We start from the raw sequence: 18,805 nt of genomic DNA on the forward strand, positions 1-18,805 counted from the left end.
CGTGTGCTCCACCCGGGACACCGTCGTCCCGGGCGCTCATCCACCGTGACACCGCATAGCACCTTGATCCGTTTCTGGGGAGCGTGTGATGCGCCACTGCCGGAAGGGCAGGTTACTCGTCCGTATCGCCGGAACGGGTTTAAGAGTTGCTTAAGTTCGGCGCGCGACTCTTGGTGACTCCATGATCGCTCCGCCTACTGATCTGTCGGCCCGATGACACCGTTTGAACTGTTCGCCGCTGGTCCGCGTACTCTCCGCCGACGAAGAGACACGGCTTCGCCACGGGCCGGGCCGCCGGCGCCGGGGCGACGCCGCGGGAAGCGCTCGGCCGGGTGCTGGCGCGGCCCGCAAATCCGTGGTTAACCTTCCACATCCACCGCGTGGGAGGGGACGATCCGGGCACGCGTGACGAACGGGGGGCGAGGCATGCGGCAGTGGGGTGAGGGGCACTCCCGTTCGCGGAATGTCCGCCCCGAGGGCGCCGCATGAGCTTCGAGGACGACGAATACTGGGAGGACGAGTACTCCGAGTACTCGATCATGCCGCAGTCGGCCGTCGTCCAGGAACGGCAGTACGAGCGGCGCGAGAGCCCCGACGGCGTGATTCCCACCCGCCGCGGCAACCCGGACGGTCCGGTCGACGAGCTGGCCGCGCGCCGGCAGCGGCGGGCCCACGGCAATGTGGGCGCCGACGGGCGTCCCCAGGCGGCGTTCGACACGCAGCGGCCCAGCTGGCTCGACGACCCCGACTTCGCGCCGGTCGACACTTCGCAGCCCAACCTGGCCGGCGACGACTTCGAGGACGTCGACTTCAACCGGCCCGAGCTGGGCGCCGACTTCGACGCGCCGGACACGTTCGCCGACTCGGCCCAGCGGCGGCACAACGACCGCTACGACCTGCACGACGACATCGACGAGCCGTACGACCACCGCGACCTGGTCGCCTACGGTCACGGCCCGAACCCGGGCGTCAAGACCGTCAGCCGCAGCGACGACGAGCCGGTCGGCCGGCGCCGGCAGGCTCCCCGCCGCGAGGACGAGCGCCGCCCCCGCCGTGAGCCGGAGCGCCGCCCCCGCCGCGAGGAGCGTCAGGCGCCGCCCGCACCCGCCGCCAGTGGCCGGGCCCAGGTGCCCGAGGCCCGTCCGGACGACTCGCACAACCTCTACCGCCGTCCGGCGTCGCGGCGCGATGAGGCGTACGACTATGACGACCGGCCGCGGCGGTCGCGCTCCGGCAGCCGGGAGGAGATGATCTGGGACGAGCCGGCCGCCGCGCCTCGGGGCTACGACGAAGGCTATGACAATTCGGACGTACGCGATCGGCGCCGGGGCGGGTCACGCCGGCCCGACGCCTACGAGTTCGACGAGCGCCGCCGCGACGATGTCCGCCGCGATGATCCCCGCCGGGACGAGTCCCGGCGTGACGAGTCGCGTCGCGATGACGAGCGCCGTCGGCGCGACGGCTACGAGGAGCGCCGCCCGTGGCCCGCGGAGGCCGACGAGGGCCGGGGCCGGCCGGCCGCGCGGGACGACCGCCGCACCATCGAGGGCGAGATCCTCGACGACCGCGCCCCGCGCACCATCGAGGGCGAGATCGTCGAGGAACGCCGCCGCCCCGCGCGCGACAGCCGGCGGGTTCCCGCCGCCCGCCAGACCTGGGACGACCAGCAGGGCTGGGTCGAGGACGAGCGCTGGGACGACGGCCGCCCGGTCGGCGGCCAGGGCTGGGCCGAGCAACCGCAGCGCACGACCGGCCGGGCCCGGGTCGAGCCGGTCGCCGAGGGAGCGGCCTGGGTCGGCGAGGGCACGGCCGAGCACGACACCGTGGCCGCGGCGTCGGCGCCGATGCCGCCCGCGCCAGCGGCTCGCGCAGCTTCATCGGCGGCCGAGCCGGAGGACGATCGCGCCGGCGTGGATGACAGCCCGCGCGTGATCAGCAAGGCGACGCCGCCCGCCGCACCGCGGGTGGTCGGCAAGGAAGAGCCGCCGCCAGCGCCGCGAGTGGTCAAGGCCGACCCGCCGGCCGCGCCGCGCGTCGTCGGCACGCACGCTCCGACGCCGGCCGCCCGGGTGGTCAACCCGGCGCCGACGCCGGCCACCCCGGCTCCGCCGGCCGTTCCGCCCTCGGCCGAGCGGCCGCCGTCGGCTCCGGCTGCCCGCGCCTCGGTTCCGACGCCCGCGCCGAGCGTGCCGCGGCCGGCTCCCGCGCGGCCGTCGGTGCCACCGCAGCCGCCGGGCCTGGTTCCGGCTCCGCCCGCCCGGGATTCGGATCAGCGGACGCCCGGCCACGACATTCCCGCCGCCCCGGCCGCGCGCGGGTCAGTGCCGCCGAGCGACTCTTCCCTGCCTGGTACGCGTGGTCCCGTGCCGCCGGGCGATTCTTCTCAGGCCGGTATGCGTGGTCCCGTGCCGCCGGGCGATTCTTCTCAGGCCGGTATGCGTGGTCCCGTGCCGCCGGGCGATCCTTCCCAGCCCGGTACGCGTGGTCCCGTGCCGCCGGAGCCGGAGGGCGCACGCACTTCCCTGCCCGCGCATGCGCCGGACAGCGCACGCGCTGCCCGGCCGCCGCGGCCGATGCTGAACCCGGCCGGGCAGCCGTCCTCGCGTGGCTCTGTGCCGTCGCCGGCGCCGGACGGACAGGGGCAACCCGGCCCGCGCGGACCGGTGCCGCCGAACGTCACGGCCGACCAGGCTTCGCCGACGCCGGGCCAGGCTGCTCGCGGGCCTGTGCCGCCGCAGAGGCCCGTCGACCCGTCGCTCATGACGACCGACCCCCGGCTGCAAATGCCGCGCTCCCGCCGGAGCCCGCGCACCGCGCACGTCTTCCTGGCCGACGGCGACGACCCGTGGTCGATGGTGCCCGACGAGGCGCCTCCGGCCGCGCTGCCCAGCGGCGGCCTCGGCCGTCCGGTGTCGCCGGCCGCTCCGGGCCGTCCCCAGGGCCCTGGGCCGCAGGGCGCGACGCACCCGGGCCAGCAGCCGCCGGACGCCGCGACGGGTCCGGCGCCGCAGGACAGGTCGCCCGCGGCCTACGGGCCACCGCCTGCTGCGGCCGCTCCGTCGGGAGTCGTCCAGTCCGGCAACGCTCCGAGCGATGCTCCGGCGGCGTCGGGCCCGGCCCAGCAGGGTGCCCCCCGCGGCACCGCATCAGCCGCTCAGCCCGGTTTCCCCCACGGCCCGGCGCACCCCGGCACGCCCGCAGCCGCTCAGCCCGGCGATCCGCAGGACCCGACGCGCCGCGGCGTCGCTCCCGGCACGCCCGCACCTGCCCAGCGCGGCGGCCCGCACGACCCGTCGCAGCGCGGCAACGGTCCGGGCGCGCCCGCACCTGCTCAGCCCGGCGGCCTGCAGCACCACGGCGCAGTTCCGGGCAGCCCTGGGACCGCTAAGCCCGGCGTTCAGCAGGATCCGACGCGTCGTGGTCCCGATGCCGGCCGGCCCGACGCCGCTCCTGCTGCACCCGGAGTCGCCCCGCAGGGTCCGCCGCAGCACGGCCAGCCTCCGTACGAGCGCGGCGCCGGGCAGCCGGCCTCCGAGCTTCCGATCAAGCAGTACCCGGCGCCTCCGCAGGCACAGCCGTCACCTCCGGCAGCGCCGGACGTCCAGCCCAAGCCCGCGAACCCGGTACCGCCCCATGGCGGTCCGACCGCCGACCAGGCGCGCTCTCACCCCGCCGGCGATCACCCGGTCGCGCCGGGTCAGCAAGCCTCCGACTGGGCGCCCCGGGCCACCGAGCAGCCGCCCGCGGACGCGCACACCTCCGGCGTCCACAAGACCGGCGAGTTCTTCCGCCGCGCCGTCGACAAGCTCTTCGGCGGCTCGTCCAGCCACGACATCGACAAGCATGTGCCAGGACGGCAGGTCCCCGACCGCGGCCGGCCGACCGGCGGCCACCCCGTCGTGGAGCCGCAGGTCCCCACCCAGCGGACCCCGGCCCAGCAGCCCGCACCCACGCAGCAGCCACAGCCGGCCGGCGCCCAGCAAACACCGGTCCACCCTGGACCCGAGGGCCGAGCGCCGAGCCAGTACGCACCGGGCCCGCAGCCCCAGGGCGAACGAGTCCCCGGCCAGCACGCCCCCGGCCAACACGTCGCCGGTCAGCACGTTCCGGGTCAACACGTCCGGAGCACGCACGCTCCCGGCCAACACCTCCCGGGACAGCACGCTCCCGACCGACAGGTTGCGGACGAACAGTTCCAAGGCCAACATGCCCCCGGCCAGCAGGCTACCGACGAACACGGCCAGGGTCAGCACGTCACGGGCCGGCAAGCTCCGGCTCAGCCTGCGCAACACGCGCCGGACCAGCAGACGCCGCGCCGGTACCCGCCTGCGGAGCATGTTCTTGGCGAGAACGGTCCGGGCCGGCGTCCCGACGGGCGGCACGAGTCCGGCTGGGAGGTAGCTGGACCGCAGGCCGACGAGCAGCTCAAGGGCGGTCAGACCGCCCCGGGGCCGCACGTGCCGGCACAGCAGGCCTGGGACCGCGACTCCGGTCAGCCGGCGGCCGGGCAGAACCAGGGCCCGGCTGGGTGGAACGGGGCGGAGCAGCTCGGCGCCTCCGAATCGCCTTGGGCGCCGGGTGCGGGAGAACGGCCTACGTCGCTGGCTTCTGCTCCGGTCAGCGCGGCGCGGGGTGGGTCTCCGGCGGCGCAGCAGAGTCCTGCTGTTCCGCGGCAGGTGCCTGCTCAGCCGCAAGGTGAGGCGCCTACTCAGCCGTTGACCTCGGCACGGCCGGGTGGGACTGCTCACGACGTTCCGCAGGCGCCGAGGGCGGACGGGGCTCCGGCCAGCATTCGACCGCCGTGGCAGGACGATTCGTGGGCGCCGCCCGGGGACAACCGTGGACAGCGGCCCGAGGATGAGCGAGCCGTCGACCAAGGCCTGCCGCGGGACGCGGAAGGCCGACCGCAGAACGGTCCGGAGGCGATCGCGCCGCAGTCGCCGGCCGATTCTGGTGCATCTGGAATGTCGTCGCAGATCAGCTTCCCCTTGCGGCCGCGTTCGGCGCCGCCGGCGGTCGGCTCGGATACTCAAGACTTCCAGCCGCGCACGCCCGAGGTTCCGACTCAGCGGCCGCCGGCCGAGAGCCCGTCCAACGGCAACTGGGCACCGCAACCGCCTTACGAAAGCCAGTCTGCGCCCACGGCACCCGCCTCGCGCGATCGGCGGGACGACGTGGCCCCGCCGGCCCCGGCCACCGACCGTCAGGCATCCACCGACGGCCGGATGCCGGCGGCCGCGTCTGCCGAGGCCCAGGCGACCGCATCCTCACAAACACCGCCAGCCGCGTCCCGCGAAGCCCAGGCGACCGCGACCTCACAAACAACGACAGCCGCATCCCACGAGCCCCAGGCGGCCGCACCCTCCCAGCCGCCGACAGCCGCGTCCTCGGCGGCGCCGGTCGGCGGGAACCATGACGGCTGGGACTCGGCGGTGCCGCCGCGCTCGGGCGAAAGCGCCGAGCAGGGCCAACCGGACGACGGCCGGGCCCCTGGTCGGGTCGACGGCCCCGGGCAGGGCGCCGAGTCGGGGACATCCGCTCGTGGATCGCGGCACGCCGGCCCGGACGATGGCTCGGAGAGCGGCCCGGCGACGCCCAGCGATCCCACGCGATTGGGGGCGCACGCGGCGCCGTACATGGACGCCGATGGCTCGCTGCACAACCTGCGGCCGATCGGGCGGCTCGCGGTTTCGGGGGCGGACGCGCCGCAGCGGACCGCGGAGACCGCGTTCGGCGGCATGTGGTTCGGCTCCAAAGCAACTTCGGACGACGGCTCGGCGCCGGATGCCGAGCCGGAACAGCCGACCGCCGCGGAGACGACTGGCCGACCGGACAGCTCGGCCGCCCAGCCCGATGAGTCGGGTGCTCACACCGAGCAGCCGACGCCACATCACGACGTACCGGCCGTCCCGAACGGGCAGCAAGCCGCCCAGCACCAGCCCTCAGCAGGCCCGAACGGCCAGCGAGCCGTCGATCAGGCGCCGCTACCTGATGGGAACGGACAGCGGATGTCGCCGGCCGATCAGGCTCACCAGCCGGTCGCGCATCCGGAGCACCGGAAGCAGCCGGAGCAGCGGGAAGCCGGCGCCGCAAGCCAGCACTCCCTCAGCGCCCAACCCGACGAGGCAACCCCCGACCCCCGCGACGGCGTCGTCATCGACCTGGACGTGTCCGCGCTCTTCAAGGGCGTGACCCTCCCCGAGGACCAGCCCCCCGTCGACGCTGCCTCGGTGCGGGCCAAGATCGATGAGCGGATGGCCGCCCCGCGCATGCCGCGGGAGCGGGTGGCCGAGCCCGAGAAGGAGCGCCCGTCGCTGTCGGCGGCTGACCTCGAGGCGATCCGGTGGCGGCTCGACGGTGCGACCCTGCGCGAGGTCGTGGACGACCGGGAGGCCCTGCGCGAGCTGGGCGAACGGCTGGACGGACCGCTGGCCGACGAGGTCGACAACGTGGCCAAGGCCGGGCTGCTCAGCGTGCGGGCCGAGGTGTACCGCCTGCTGGGCGAGCTGGGCATGGCCGCCGCGGCCAGCCGGTTGGCCCTGGCCCACGCCGAGTCGGCTCGGGACATGCAGTCCGAGGTCATCGCCCAGGCCGAGCTGGCCCACATTCTGCGGCTGCGCGGCGACTTCAAGGAGGCCGACCGCCTGTTCGCCCGGGCCACCGGCTCCGAGGTCCCGGCAACTCTGCGCAGCGTCGTGCACGAGAACGCCGGCCGCTCCTGCTTCGACCAGGGGCGGCACATGGAGGCCCTGGACCACTTCGCCCGGGCCGTGCGCCTGGGCCGGCCGGACGATTCCGAGCTGGCCGCCCGTGTCGGTGTCTGCCTGGAGGCCGTCTACATCCACGTGCTGCGCGACGGCTGGGGGCCCTACCCGCGCACCCGCGAGGACATCCTGGGCATCCGGACCGCGCTGGACGAGTCGACCGCCGAGCAGCCGGTCATCCCGCCGCGCTGATCTCGTTGGAGCGGTCGGGGCTGGGCCTCGGCGCCGGTGGGTGGGCCATCGCCGTACGGCCGCGGCCTTTCTGTTTCGCCTCGTAGAGCGCGGCGTCGGAGGCAGCGCGCAGCTCGTCGGCCGTGCTCGCGTGGTCGGGCAGCACGGCGATGCCGATGCTGAGCCCGGGCGGCCCGCAGGGCAGGCTGTCGACGGCGGCCAGCACCGCGCGCACCTCGTCGGCGGCCCGGCCCGCGCTGACCCGGTCGGTGCGCAGCAGCACCACGAACTCGTCGCCGCCGAGCCGGGCCACCAGGTCGTCCTCGCGCCGCGCGACCACCCGCAGCGAGTTCGCCACCACCTGCAGGGCCTGGTCGCCCACCCCGTGCCCGTACGTGTCGTTGATCTTCTTGAAGTAGTCGATGTCGACCGAGATCAGGGCCAGCGACTCCCCGCCGCGGCGGGCCCAGGTCACCGCGCGGGTCAGTTCGCCGTCGAAGGACCGCCGGTTGGCCACCCCGGTGAGCGAGTCGGCCAGCGCCTGCGATTCGAGCACCTGGCGCAGCCGGTCGTTGCGGTTGCGCAGCGAGGCCACGACGATCGCGGTGAGGCTGAGCGCGACCGTCACCGAGACCCAGTCGGACAGGGCCTTGGTCGTCGTGAGCGTCGAGAACGCCACCGCGGCGTGCCCGGCCGAGATCAGCACCAGCACCAGCGCCGCGACCCGGTTGCTGAGGAAGTTGGCGGCGTACAGGACGGGCCACAGATAGAAGAGCTGGGCGCCCGCGCTGGCGTCGTGGGAGGCGAAGTTCATGCCGGCGATGATCGCGATGGCCATGAACGGCACGATCAGCCACCAGAGCCGCGGGATCCACCTCGCCCGCCAGCGCGCCACCGCTCCCCCGGCCGCCATGAAGACGCAGGTCAGCGAGATGGCGGCCACCCAGCCGGGCGGGTGCTCGGCGGGCAGGACGATGCCGGTGAGGAAGACGACGGGCGCGGCGGCCAGCATCAGGTACGCGACGCTGTGGGTTGCCCCCTGCTCGTCGCGGAGCTGGTAACGCACCGTCCGCCCTCCCTCGTCACTGAACCGTTCGGCCGCCCCGGCGAATTCATGAGCCCGACGCGCGGGCCGAGGCGCGCTCGCGCTGGGCCAGGGTGACGCCGGCGCTGGCCAGGGTCACCAGCAGGAGGGCCAGGATCTCGAGGGCGCCCAGCCGCTGGCGGAGGATGATCAGGCCGGCCACCGCGGCGGCGGCCGGCTCGAGGCTCATGAGGATGCCGAAGACGCGGGTAGGGATGCGGCGAAGGGCGTTCAGTTCCAGCCCGTACGAGAGAACGGACGACAGGACGGCCACGGCGACCACACCGAGCAGCAGCGACGGATGGTCGATCACCCCCGTGACTCCGCCGGAGCCGAACGGCAGCACGAGCACCGCGGCCACGGCGAGCGACACGGCCAGCCCGCCCGTGCCGGGCACGAGACCGCCGAGCCGGGCGCTCAGCACGATGTACGACGCCCAGAACAGCCCGGCCACGAAGGCCAGCACCAGCCCGCCGATCGGCGCCGAGCCCCCGCTGTCGAACCCGAGCAGCAGCACCCCGGCCGCGGCCAGCCCGGCCCACAGCAGGTCGAGCAGGCGACGGGTCTGCACGACGGCGAGCAGCAGCGGGCCGAGGAATTCCACGGTGACCGCGATGCCCAGCGGAACCATGGACAGCGACAGATAGAAGATCAGGTTCATGCCGGCCATGGCCACGCCCAGCAGCGCCGCCGCCCGCCACGCCGCCGGCGACCACGACCGCAGCTTGGGCCGGGTGATCGCGCCCAGGATCAGCGCGGCGAACGTCAGCCGCAGGAAGGTGACGCCCGAGGCGCTGAGATCGTCGAACAACCCGGTGGCGATCGCGCTGCCCACCTGCACGGAGGCGATCGCCGTCAGCACCATGAGCGGCGCCGGCACCTGGATACGGCTCATTCGGTGCGCAGGGCCACGACGGGGTCGAGGCGGCCGGCCCGCTGGGCCGGGACCACGCCGAAGATGATGCCGACGATCGCCGAGACCCCGAAGGCCAGGGCCAGCGACCACCAGGTGATCGCGGCCGGCACCGGCGACAGCGCGTCGACCAGCAGCGCGGACGTCACGCCGAGGGCCATGCCGAGCACGCCGCCGATGGTGGTCAGCAGCACCGCCTCGAGCAGGAACTGGACGCCGATGTCGCGGGGGCGGGCGCCGACCGCCTTGCGCAGGCCGATCTCTTTCGTCCGCTCGCGCACCGAGACCAGCATGATGTTGGAGACGCCGACGCCGCCGACCAGCAGGCTGATCCCGGCGATGGCGGCCAGCACGCCGGTGAGCACGCCGAGGATGTCGCCCAGCACGCCCAGGATCTGTTCCTGGGTGACCGCGCTGAAGTCGGTGTCGGGGTGGCGGTCGGTCAGCGTGTCGACCACGGCCGTGCTGAGCCGGTTGATGCGTTCGCGGTCGGGGGCCCGGATGGCCAGGCCGTCGATGCGGTCGGTGCCCAGCAGGCGCTGAGCCGCGGTCACGGGCACGTGGACTTCGCTGTCCCGATCGACGCCCAGGCTCTGCCCGAGGCGTTCGAACGTGCCGATCACCCGGAACCGGACGCCGCCGATGGTGATCTGGCGCCCGATCGGGTCGCGGTCGCCGAACAGCGCGGTGGCCGTGCCGGCGCCCAGCACCGCCACGCGGCGGCCGGTCGTGACATCCGTACGCGTCAGATAGGAACCCCGGTCGAGCCGGCGCACGAAGACGTTCGGCGTGTTCTCGAGCACGCCCTGCATGCTGGCGAAGGCCGAGCGGGAACCGGCCCGCACCGTCTCGCCCGAAGCGATGGTGGCGGCCACCCGGTCGCGGTCCCCGACCACGCGGGCCACGGCGTCGACGTCGTCCATGGTCATGGTGGACGCGGCGGGAGCCGAGCCCGCTTCGAGGCGGCCGGGCACGACCAGCAGCAGATTGGAGCCCAGACCCTCGACCTGCTGCTCGATCTGGCCCTTGGTGCCGGTGCCGATGCCGACCAGCGCCACCACCGCGGCCACGCCGATGACGACGCCGAGCATGGTCAGGATGCTGCGCAGCCGGTTGGCGCGCAGGGCATCGAGGGCGACGCGCCAGGCCTCAGCGAGTCTCAAATGATCACGCCGTCCTTCATGACGATCTGCCGGTCGGCCCGGGCCGCCACCTCACGGTCGTGGGTGACCAGCACGACGGCGACGCCCTCGCTGTTCAGCGACTCGAGCAGGGCCAGCACGGACTGCCCGGTGGCCGAGTCCAGGTTGCCCGTGGGCTCGTCGGCCAGCAGCACCGACGGGCCGGTGACCAGGGCCCGGGCGATCGCCACGCGCTGCTGCTCGCCGCCCGACATCTGGTTGGGCCGGTGGTCGAGGCGGTGCGACAGCCCGACCCGCTCGAGCATCTCGGTGGCCCGGGCCCGCCGCTCGCGCCGGCCGACGCCGCGGTAGACCAGCGGCAGGGCCACGTTGTCGCGGGCCGTGGTGCGGGCGAGCAGGTGGAACGACTGGAAGACGAAGCCGATGGTCTCGTTGCGCAGCTTGGCCATCTCGCCCGGGTTGAGCCCGGCCACGTCCCGCCCGCCGATCAGCAGGGTGCCGCCGGTGGGCCGGTCGAGCCCGCCCAGCAGGTGCATGAGCGTCGACTTGCCCGAGCCGGAGGTGCCCACGATGGCCACGTAGTCGGTCGGCTCGATGGTCAGCGACACCCCGCGCAGCGCCGGCACCGAGACGCCGTCGAGGTCGTACGTGCGGCTGACCTCGGTCGCGACGATGGCCGCGGTCATGAGGGCCGGTCGCCGGGCTGGATCTCGTCGGCCCCCGAGACGGCGATCCGCTGGCCCGCGTCGAGGCCGCCGGTGACCTGGACGACGTCCTCGCCCTGCACGCCGAGCGTCACCGGCACCCGCTCGTAGCGGTCGCCCTGCACGGCCCACACCGTGTCGCGCCCGTCGACGTTGATGATCGCCGAGGCGGGCACGGTGACGGCGTCGTCGGCCTCGCGCACCTGCAGCCGGATGACGGCGCTCATGCCGGGCCGGGGCGTCGGCGCGTCCTGGCCCGCGGTGAGGTCGAGCCGCACCTTGTACGACACCCCGCCCCGGGCCGAGGTGGTCGGCAGCAAGTCGATCGAGCGCACGACGGCCGAGTACTCCGACCCGGTGGCCGCGTCCAGCTCGACGGTGGCCTTGACCCCGGCCTTGACCAGCAGCACGTCCGTCTCGTCGACCTCGGCCACCAACCCCAGCTTGCTCACGTCGACCACGGTGAACAGCGGCGTCCCGGCCGCCACGTACGCCCCACGAGGCACAGCCGTGTCAACGCCGGAGAGACCGGTGGCCGGCGCAGCCGGGGCGCCGCCGGAGGACAGCAGGTCGGTCAGGGACGAAGGAGCAGCGCCGGCCGTGCCGCCGAACTGCACCACCCCGGCCACCGGCGCCCGCAGAGTCAGCGCCTCGACCGCCGCGTCGGCCAGCTCGTACGCCTGCTGGGCCTGCAGCCGCTGGGCCGCCGACAAGGAGCCGACCGCCTCGCTCAGCGAAGCCACGCCCTGCTCGACCGAGCGCAGCGCCTGGCCCGCGGCCGCCGAGGCCGCCGTGTACTGCTGGTTGGCCGCGTCGACCTGCTTGAGCAGCACCTCGCGCAGGACCGGATCGGTGATCTTGGCGGCGGCCGCCCGGGCCTCGTCGAAGGCCTCGGCCGCCTTGCGGTCGGTCTCGTGCCGCGTCGACGAGAAGCTGACGGACGAGACCCCGCCGGAGGACGAGGAAGCCGAATCGAGCGCCCGCTCGGCCGACTCGCGCCGCGCCTCGAGCTCGGGCGCGTCGACCACGGCCAGCACCTGACCCTGGCTGACCCGGCGGCCCGGCTCGACCCGCAGGTCGTCCAGCGTGCCGGCGGCGGGCGCGCTCACCGTGGCCGCGGCCCGGGCGGTCACCGAGCCGGGCGCCTCGACGATCTCGGACACCGTGCCGCGCGCGGCCGCGCCCAGGCGCACGTCGGACGGCTCGTCACCGCAGGAAGCGGCCGTCGACGAGACCAGCAGAACCCCGGCGACGGCGAGCACGAAAGGGCGCGAACGTTGAGACACGCACGCCACTCTATGTCGGCCCACCGACAAGAAATGGAGGAAGGCGGGCCCCCCGTGGTGGCCCGCCTTCCTCACAACACACGGATCAGGTGCCGGGACGACGCCCGATCAGCTTGACCGTCATCCCGATCTTGCCGACGTTCCAGTACGTCTTGGCGTCGCTCGGAAGCAGGTTCACACAGCCGTGCGACCCGCGCCACTTGTCGTGAATGTAGGTCGTGGTCTGGTGGAAGCCCTTGCCGCCCTGGAAGCGCTGCCAGTAGGGCAGCCACACCTCGTACGGGTCGGACCATTCCTTCTTCGTGCGCTTATTGATCTTGTAGGTGCCGGACGGCGTGCGGTAGCCCTTCATGCCCGACCGGACGACCGTCGGGGCGGCGAACTGCTTGCCGTTCTTCATGATCCACGACGTCTGCTGCGTCAGGTTGACGCAGAACGTGTAGCCCGACTTCTTGGGCTTGCACGCCGCGACTTTGGTCGACGCCAGGCGCTTGGCCACGTCGAACGTCGTGGGACCGGCCAGACCGGCGGCGGGCTGGATGCCGTACCGCTTCTGGAACTTGATGATGATCTTGCAGTCGGCGGCGGACTGCTTGCCGTCGACCTTGGTCTTGCCGAACATGCCGAGCTTGTTGATGTAGCCCTCGACCTGCTTCTGGTACTTGCCGGTCGAACAACTCGCCGCGGCGGCCTTGGTGACCACCGAAGTGCTCACCGCGGCACTGGCCCCGGCCGGTGACAGCGTCACCGCGCCGAGCCCGCCGCCGGCCATCGCCGCGAGGGCGACGGCGGCCGCAACCCGTCTCGATCCCACTGTGGTTCCTCCCCAGAAACGTGTGCGCACATAGAAGCACAGCTACGCATCACACGACTCCACGGGAAGGAGCGTGGCGCGAATCCGGTAGGTCACATCGGTTCGCGCACACGCCGCTTAAGAGAAGTTCGTCAGGATTTAGGGGTGGCGAAATCCTGCACCCAGTACGGCGTGCGGTCGCGCGAGATGGCCAGCCCGACGCCCATCTCGTGCAGCCGGCAGTCCAGGATGTTCTCGCGGTGGCTGGGGCTGTTCATCCAGCCGTTGACCACCTCGTACGCGCTGTCGGCGCCGCGCGCGATGTTCTCGCCGTACCGCTTCCACCGATAGCCGGCCTCCTCGACGCGGTCCCCCGCACCCTCGCCGTTGGGCGACTTGTGCGCGAAGTAGTCGCGGCGGGCCATGTCGGCCGCGTGCTCGTTGGCCGCCTCGATGAGCCGGCGGTCCAGAGTGAACGGACGGCAGCCACCGTGTCGCCGATTCTGGTTGATGAGCCGCAGGACGCGCTGCTGCATCGGCGCGGACGGGCTGCGCGAGACGTCGGACGCGGTGACGGCCCGCCGCGCCCCGACCATGACGTCGGCGGCTTGCTTGCGCTGCGTGGGCTTTTGCGGCTTTTCCTGTACGGGCGTCCGGGGCGCAGCCGGGCTCGGGAGCTCATACCCGTCCGGCTGCGCGGCGTCCGGTTCCTCCACCCGCCGATCGCCGTCATCACCCGGAACCGTCGCGTCGGGCTCGACGTCGCCGTCGTCGCCCGCGACCGGCTCCTCCGGCTCGGCGTCGCCGTCATCGCTCCCGACCGGCGTCCCGGGCTCCTCGCCGTCGTCGTCGAGCACCGGCTGCTCGCCCGCGCCGCGATCCGAGAACGGCTCCGCGTCGTCGCCGCTGAACTCGTCGCCGCCGGCATCGTCGACGGCCATGTCGTCGCCGGCCTGGTCGTCCGACGAGTCCTCGTCACCGAACAGGTCCGGCCACCAGAAGCTGCTCCAGCCCGGCGAGTCCGGCCTCTCGTCGGCCGCCGCCGAGGTCGCCAGGAAGCCGCCCCCCAGCAGGAGCGCCGCCGCCGCGCTGACCACCACGACTGGTTTCCGCATGCCCAGTAATCCCCGATCCTCCACGGCCACCCGGCCGCTCCGGGTCACCTCCCGGAGGTCAACGTCACAGGCCGGGCCGGGTCACTTGCGGATCTGGCGCCGTCACCGCGGGCGCTTCGGCCGGCATCACTGCGACACGGCCGTCCAGCAGGAGTTATGCCTCTGCAGGGGCATGCACACGCGTCGCACAAACGCACAGACAATCCGGACAGTTCATGCGTACGAGGTAAGCCTGCCCGGTCTTTCTTCCCGTCCGTGCGGAGGTCGCACCGCGTGGGCCCGCGCTGGCAACCTCGTCGCGGTGCGCAATCGCTACCTGGATCTTCTCCGTGCCGCCGCGATCGTCCGGGTGATCGTCTACCACCTGTTCGGCTGGCCCTGGCTCTCCGTCCTGCTGCCCGCCATGGGTGTCATGTTCGCCCTGGCCGGCTCGCTGACCGCCGCCTCGCTGGCCAAGCGGGACGCCGGCCAGGTGGTCGCCTCGCGGCTGCGGCGCCTGCTCCCGCCGCTGTGGCTGCTGGGCCTGATCGCGGTGCCGGTCATGCTGGTGGCCGGCTGGGCCGCCGAGAGCGACGGCGAGCACCCGTTCAGCCTGCCCCGGCTGGCGTTCTGGATCCTGCCGCTCGGCGATCCGCCCGGTAGCGACCTGGCCCTGGACGTCTGGGAGCCGCTTTGGTACATCCGCGCCTACTTGTGGTTCGTGCTGCTCTCGCCGGTGCTGTTCGCCCTGTGGAAGCGCATCGGCTGGGCCGCAGTCGCCCTCCCTCTGGTGATCATGGCCGGGCTCGACGTCACCGGTTTCGAACTGCCGGACACGGCCGACTCCGCATTGTGGGACTTCGTCACCTACGGCGCGTGCTGGATCGCCGGGTTCGCGCACCACGACGGCCGCCTCAAGGCGCTCAAGCCCTGGCTGGCCTTCCCGATCGCGCTGGCCATGGCGGCCGGGGCCGCCTACTACGTGCGCGACTACGGGACGTACGACCTGAACGACGTGCCCGAGGCGCAGGCCCTGTGGTCGCTGGCGTTCGTACTGGTGGTGCTGCGCTGGCAGCCGGCGATGGGCTGGCTGGCCCGGGTGAAGCCGCTCGACCACGCCGTATCGGTGATCAACGCGCGGGCCGTGACCATCTATCTGTGGCACAACACCGCGATCGCCGCCGTGTGGCCGGTGCTGACCGTGGTCGCGCTGGACGACCTGGGCGACCGCGCCGGGGCCGCGACCGACCTGGTCGTGGCGTTCGCTCTCACGCTGGCCGCGATGCTCGCCTTCGGCTGGGCCGAGGACGTCGCCGCCCGCCGCCGCCCCCGCCTGTGGCCGCAGACCGCCCCCGCCGTCACCCCGGCGTCCGCCGAGCCCGAACCGGAACCGCCGGCGGCCGAGCAGCCGGCCGGCGCGGCGATGGCCCGCTCCTCGGCCGCGGCCGCCATGACCCGGGCGCCCGCCAACTGGCCGCCGCTGCCCCGCACGACAGCGCCCGAGGATGCGCCGGCGCCGCACGATCCCGGACTGCCGGTGGCCGGCCGCCGGGTCGACCCGCTGGAGGCCGGGCCGAGGGAAGGCTGGTTCGAGCCGCCGCACCCCGACCGCGACAATTAGGGCTTGTTCCCGCCGGGACGGGACTGCGGGAACTAGCGCTGGAGAAGCGTGTGAAGGAATCTCGGATAAGCGGGATGAAGTCTCGCTAATCTGAGCGAATGCGGCAGTACGGACAAGCGCCCGCGCACACCGGCGAGGTCGAGGGCGCCGGAGTGGTCGCGCTCGTCTTCCGGGCCGGTCCGCTGCTCTGCGCCCTCCAGCTGGACGAGGTCATCGAGACCATGCGCCCGCTGGAGACCCGGGCCCTGGCCGGCACCCCGGCCTTCGTCCGCGGGATCACCGTGCTGCGCGGCGTGCCCACCCCCGTCATCGACGTGTCGCGGCTGCTCGGGGGCGGCCCGGCCGAGGCCGAACGCTACCTGGCCGTGCGCACCGAGCGGGGCGCCATCGCGCTGGCCACCGGCGAGATCGTCGGCATCCGGATCGTCGAGGCCGAGCCCACCGGCGGCCACCCGGCCCTGCTCGGCGGGGGCAGCACCCGGATGGTGGCCGGTGTCGGCACCCTCGGCGCCGAGCCGCTCCTGCTGCTGCAGAGCCTGCGGGCCGTGCCCGACGAGGTGTGGGAAGCCGCCGCCGTGAACTCGGGCGAGCCGGCGTGAGCGCCCCGGCCCACGTCGCGCGCTTCCGGGAGCTGCTGGCCCGGCTGCTCGGCTGGACCTTCGCCGACGACGACGCCCAGCCGCTGGGGGCCATGCTGCGCGAGCGGGCGGCCGCCAACGGGATGAGCGCCGACGCCTACCTGGCCCGGCTGGCCGCGCGCCGGTGGGAGGCCGAGAGCGCCGTGCTCATCGAGCGGCTGAGCATCACCGAGACGTACTGTTTCCGCCACGGCGAGCAGTTCGCGGCGCTGCGGGAGGACGCGTTGCCCGAGCGCGCCGACGCCCGCTCGGCCCAGCGGACGATGCGGATGCTGTCGGTGGCCTGCTCGTCCGGCGAGGAGGCGTACTCGCTGGCCATCACCGGGCGGCAGGTGCGGCCCGACCCCGACTGGATCATCAGCGTGACCGGCATCGACGCCAACCCGGCGGTGCTGCGCAAGGCCGAGGGCGCCTGGTACTCGGCGTGGTCGCTGCGGGAGACGCCGGACGGGGTGCGCCGGCGCTGGTTCCGGCCCGAGAACGGCGGCTACCGGGTGGTCGACGAGATCCGCCGGCTGGTGCGGTTCCAGCGGGCCAACGTGGCCGAGCCCGACGAGGCGCTGTGGCGGCCCGGCCAGTACGACGTGATCTTCTGCCGCAACCTGCTGATGTACCTGACCACGGACGTGACCCGCGCCCTGGTCGAGCGGATGACCGAGGCGCTGGTGCCCGGCGGCTACTTGTTCCTCGGGCACACCGACTCGCTCGGGCGCGACCCGGCCGGGCTCGAGCTGCGGCACACGCACCGCACGTTCTACTACCGCCGTACGGGCGGGCCGCCCCCGGCCCAGCGCATCGCCTCACTGCCCACCCGCACCGAACCCGCGCCGGGGCCCGACGTGCCGGAAGCCGCGCCGCCGGCCGACGACAACGCGTACGAGCAAGCCTTGGAACTGCTGCGCCAGGAGCGTTTCACCGATGCGCTCAAGCTGATCGCCGCGCCCCGCTCCGGCCCGGTGCGCCAGCGCGACCGGCTGCTGCACGGCGTGCTGCTGGCCCAGTCGGGCCGGCTCGACGAGGCGATCGCGCTGGCCCGCCGGCTCAGCGACGAGAACGGCCTCAACCCGGACGCCCACCAGCTGCTCGGGCTCTGCCTGGAGGACGGCTCGGCGGTGGCCGAGGCGATCGGCCAGTACCGCCTGGCCGCGTACCTGGACCCGGGTTTCGCCCTGCCCCGGATGCGCCTGGGGCAGCTCGCCCGGCGGCAGGGCGACGACCGGGCCGCGGCCGGCGAGCTGGAACGGGCGCTGGAACTGCTCGCCCGCGAGGACGACCAGCGGATCACGCTGTTCGGCGGCGGCTTCGGGCGCATCGCCCTCACCGTGGTGTGCCGGTCCGAGCTCGACGCGTGCGGGGTGCACCCGTGACCGCGCCCTCCGGCTCCGTCTCGAGGCGGCTGAGCCGGCTGCGGCGGGACTTCGACCAGTCCTTCGCCGAGCCGGCCCGCAGCCACGACCAGGAGCATCTGGAGCTCCTGACCATCCGCGCGGGCGGACGACCGTACGCGATAAGGCTTTCGCAGAGCTCGGGCGTGCACCCCGACCGCCCGGTGACGCCCCTGCCCGGACCACTGCCCGCGCTGCTCGGCCTGGCCGGGTTCGCCGGGGCCGTGGTGCCCGTCTACGACCTGGCCGCGCTGCTCGGCCACCCGGTTCCCGAGGTTCCGCGCTGGCTGGTGCTGGCGGCCGGCACCCCGCCGCTCGGACTGGCCTTCCACGAGCTCGACGGGCACGTGCGCGCGGCCACCTCGGACATCATCCGCGAGACGGGCGAGGACGGCGACGACGGCGGCCACGGGCGCGGCGGCACCCTGCGCGGGCTCGTCGACCTGCCCGGAGGCAGCCGCCCGATCATCGACATCCCGGCCATGCGGGCCCTGGTGCACGCCCTGGCCGGGCACGCGCAAGCCACCGACGAGGGAGAAGCACCATGATGGCCGGACGCACCTTCGGCACGAAGCTCGCCGCCGGCTTCGGCCTGACCCTGGCGCTGACGCTGCTGATGACGGCGACCTCGGTGGCCGCCCTGCGCTACGTGCTGACCACCAAGGACAGCGTGATCACCTCGGCCCGGGTCAACCTGGTCGGCACCGAGATGCTGAGCGCCCTGATGGAGTCGCGGATCGCCGACTACCGCGGCTACCTGCTCACCGGGACCGACGAGTACCTCAACGCGACCAATCAGGACCGCGCCAACTTCCTCAACGAGGTCTCGAACCTGCGCAAGTCGATGACCGACACGGAGTCGCTGGAGCTGCTCGACACCGTCTCGGCGGCCGAGGAGAAGCACGCCGGCATCCTGGGCCCGGTCATGGAGCAGCGCGCTCGCCTCACCGACCTGCGCAACGTGAACCAGCTGGCCGGCAACGACCAGGTGAAGGCGGCCCGCATCGCCGTCCAGCAGAGCATCAAGGCGCTCATCGCCCGGCAGTCGACAGTGGTCGACGCGCGCCGGGACGAGTCCTCGAACCGGGCCACCGCCGCGATCATCTTCATCGTCGCCATCGGCCTGCTGCTGATCGGGGCGGCCGCCGCCGTGGCCTGGAAACTCAGCCGCGACCTGAAGCGTGAGGTGGGCGCGGCGGTCGGGCACATC

At 73.7% G+C, this 18,805-nt stretch carries 12 protein-coding genes and 1 pseudogene; 6 read left to right on the plus strand and 7 right to left on the minus strand.

The window, feature by feature from the left end:
* Window positions 1-485 precede the first annotated feature (485 nt).
* Complete coding sequence (locus OWR29_RS17090; protein ID WP_267563853.1) at window positions 486-6,956, plus strand: tetratricopeptide repeat protein; 6,471 nt, start codon at window positions 486-488, stop codon at window positions 6,954-6,956.
* On the opposite strand, the gene OWR29_RS17095 is transcribed toward OWR29_RS17090, so the two are convergent.
* The 7 genes and pseudogenes from OWR29_RS17095 to OWR29_RS17125 form a co-directional block, all read right to left on the minus strand.
* Window positions 6,940-8,001, minus strand: coding sequence for a GGDEF domain-containing protein (locus OWR29_RS17095; RefSeq protein WP_267563854.1), 1,062 nt, complete (start codon window positions 7,999-8,001; stop codon window positions 6,940-6,942). The two genes, OWR29_RS17090 and OWR29_RS17095, sit on opposite strands and share 17 nt — an antisense overlap.
* Window positions 8,002-8,047: 46 nt before the next feature.
* Window positions 8,048-8,914: an EamA family transporter gene (locus tag OWR29_RS17100; RefSeq protein ID WP_267563855.1), complete on the minus strand. Its 867-nt coding sequence runs from the start codon at window positions 8,912-8,914 to the stop codon at window positions 8,048-8,050.
* A complete protein-coding gene (locus tag OWR29_RS17105) occupies window positions 8,911-10,095 on the minus strand; it encodes an ABC transporter permease (RefSeq protein ID WP_267563856.1) in 1,185 nt (394 codons plus the stop codon). Before OWR29_RS17105 ends, OWR29_RS17100 begins: the two co-directional genes overlap by 4 nt.
* A pseudogene (locus OWR29_RS17110) lies at window positions 10,095-10,760 on the minus strand (ABC transporter ATP-binding protein); the annotation flags it as partial. The pseudogene OWR29_RS17110 and the gene OWR29_RS17105, both read right to left, overlap by 1 nt.
* A complete protein-coding gene (locus OWR29_RS17115; protein ID WP_267563857.1) occupies window positions 10,757-12,064 on the minus strand; it encodes an efflux RND transporter periplasmic adaptor subunit in 1,308 nt (435 codons plus the stop codon). The gene OWR29_RS17115 and the pseudogene OWR29_RS17110, both read right to left, overlap by 4 nt.
* Window positions 12,065-12,149: 85 nt before the next feature.
* The gene (locus OWR29_RS17120; protein ID WP_267563858.1) at window positions 12,150-12,878 is read right to left on the minus strand and encodes a L,D-transpeptidase; all 729 of its coding nucleotides are present in this window, start codon (window positions 12,876-12,878) and stop codon (window positions 12,150-12,152) included.
* A gap of 131 nt (window positions 12,879-13,009) precedes the next feature.
* Complete coding sequence (locus OWR29_RS17125) at window positions 13,010-13,972, minus strand: CAP domain-containing protein (protein WP_267563859.1); 963 nt, start codon at window positions 13,970-13,972, stop codon at window positions 13,010-13,012.
* Between the two features lie 301 nt (window positions 13,973-14,273).
* Here OWR29_RS17125 and OWR29_RS17130 point away from each other — a divergent pair, with 301 nt between their 5' ends.
* From OWR29_RS17130 to OWR29_RS17150, 5 genes are all read left to right on the plus strand, one after another.
* Window positions 14,274-15,572, plus strand: a complete 1,299-nt coding sequence (locus OWR29_RS17130; RefSeq protein ID WP_267563860.1) for an acyltransferase family protein — start codon at window positions 14,274-14,276, stop codon at window positions 15,570-15,572.
* A gap of 98 nt (window positions 15,573-15,670) precedes the next feature.
* Window positions 15,671-16,171: a chemotaxis protein CheW gene (locus tag OWR29_RS17135; RefSeq protein ID WP_267563861.1), complete on the plus strand. Its 501-nt coding sequence runs from the start codon at window positions 15,671-15,673 to the stop codon at window positions 16,169-16,171.
* Window positions 16,168-17,577 (plus strand): CheR family methyltransferase, encoded by a 1,410-nt coding sequence (locus OWR29_RS17140; protein ID WP_267563862.1) that lies wholly within the window; start codon window positions 16,168-16,170, stop codon window positions 17,575-17,577. The genes OWR29_RS17135 and OWR29_RS17140 overlap by 4 nt, the downstream gene beginning before the upstream one ends.
* On the plus strand, window positions 17,574-18,143 hold the full coding sequence (locus tag OWR29_RS17145; RefSeq protein WP_267563863.1) for a chemotaxis protein CheW: 570 nt from the start codon (window positions 17,574-17,576) through the stop codon (window positions 18,141-18,143). The genes OWR29_RS17140 and OWR29_RS17145 overlap by 4 nt, the downstream gene beginning before the upstream one ends.
* The coding region (locus tag OWR29_RS17150; protein ID WP_267563864.1) for a CHASE3 domain-containing protein at window positions 18,140-18,805 on the plus strand (666 nt) is incomplete at its 3' end. The genes OWR29_RS17145 and OWR29_RS17150, both read left to right, overlap by 4 nt.

This window comes from Paractinoplanes pyxinae (genome assembly GCF_026626335.1).
In the GTDB taxonomy this organism is placed as follows: domain Bacteria; phylum Actinomycetota; class Actinomycetes; order Mycobacteriales; family Micromonosporaceae; genus Actinoplanes; species Actinoplanes pyxinae.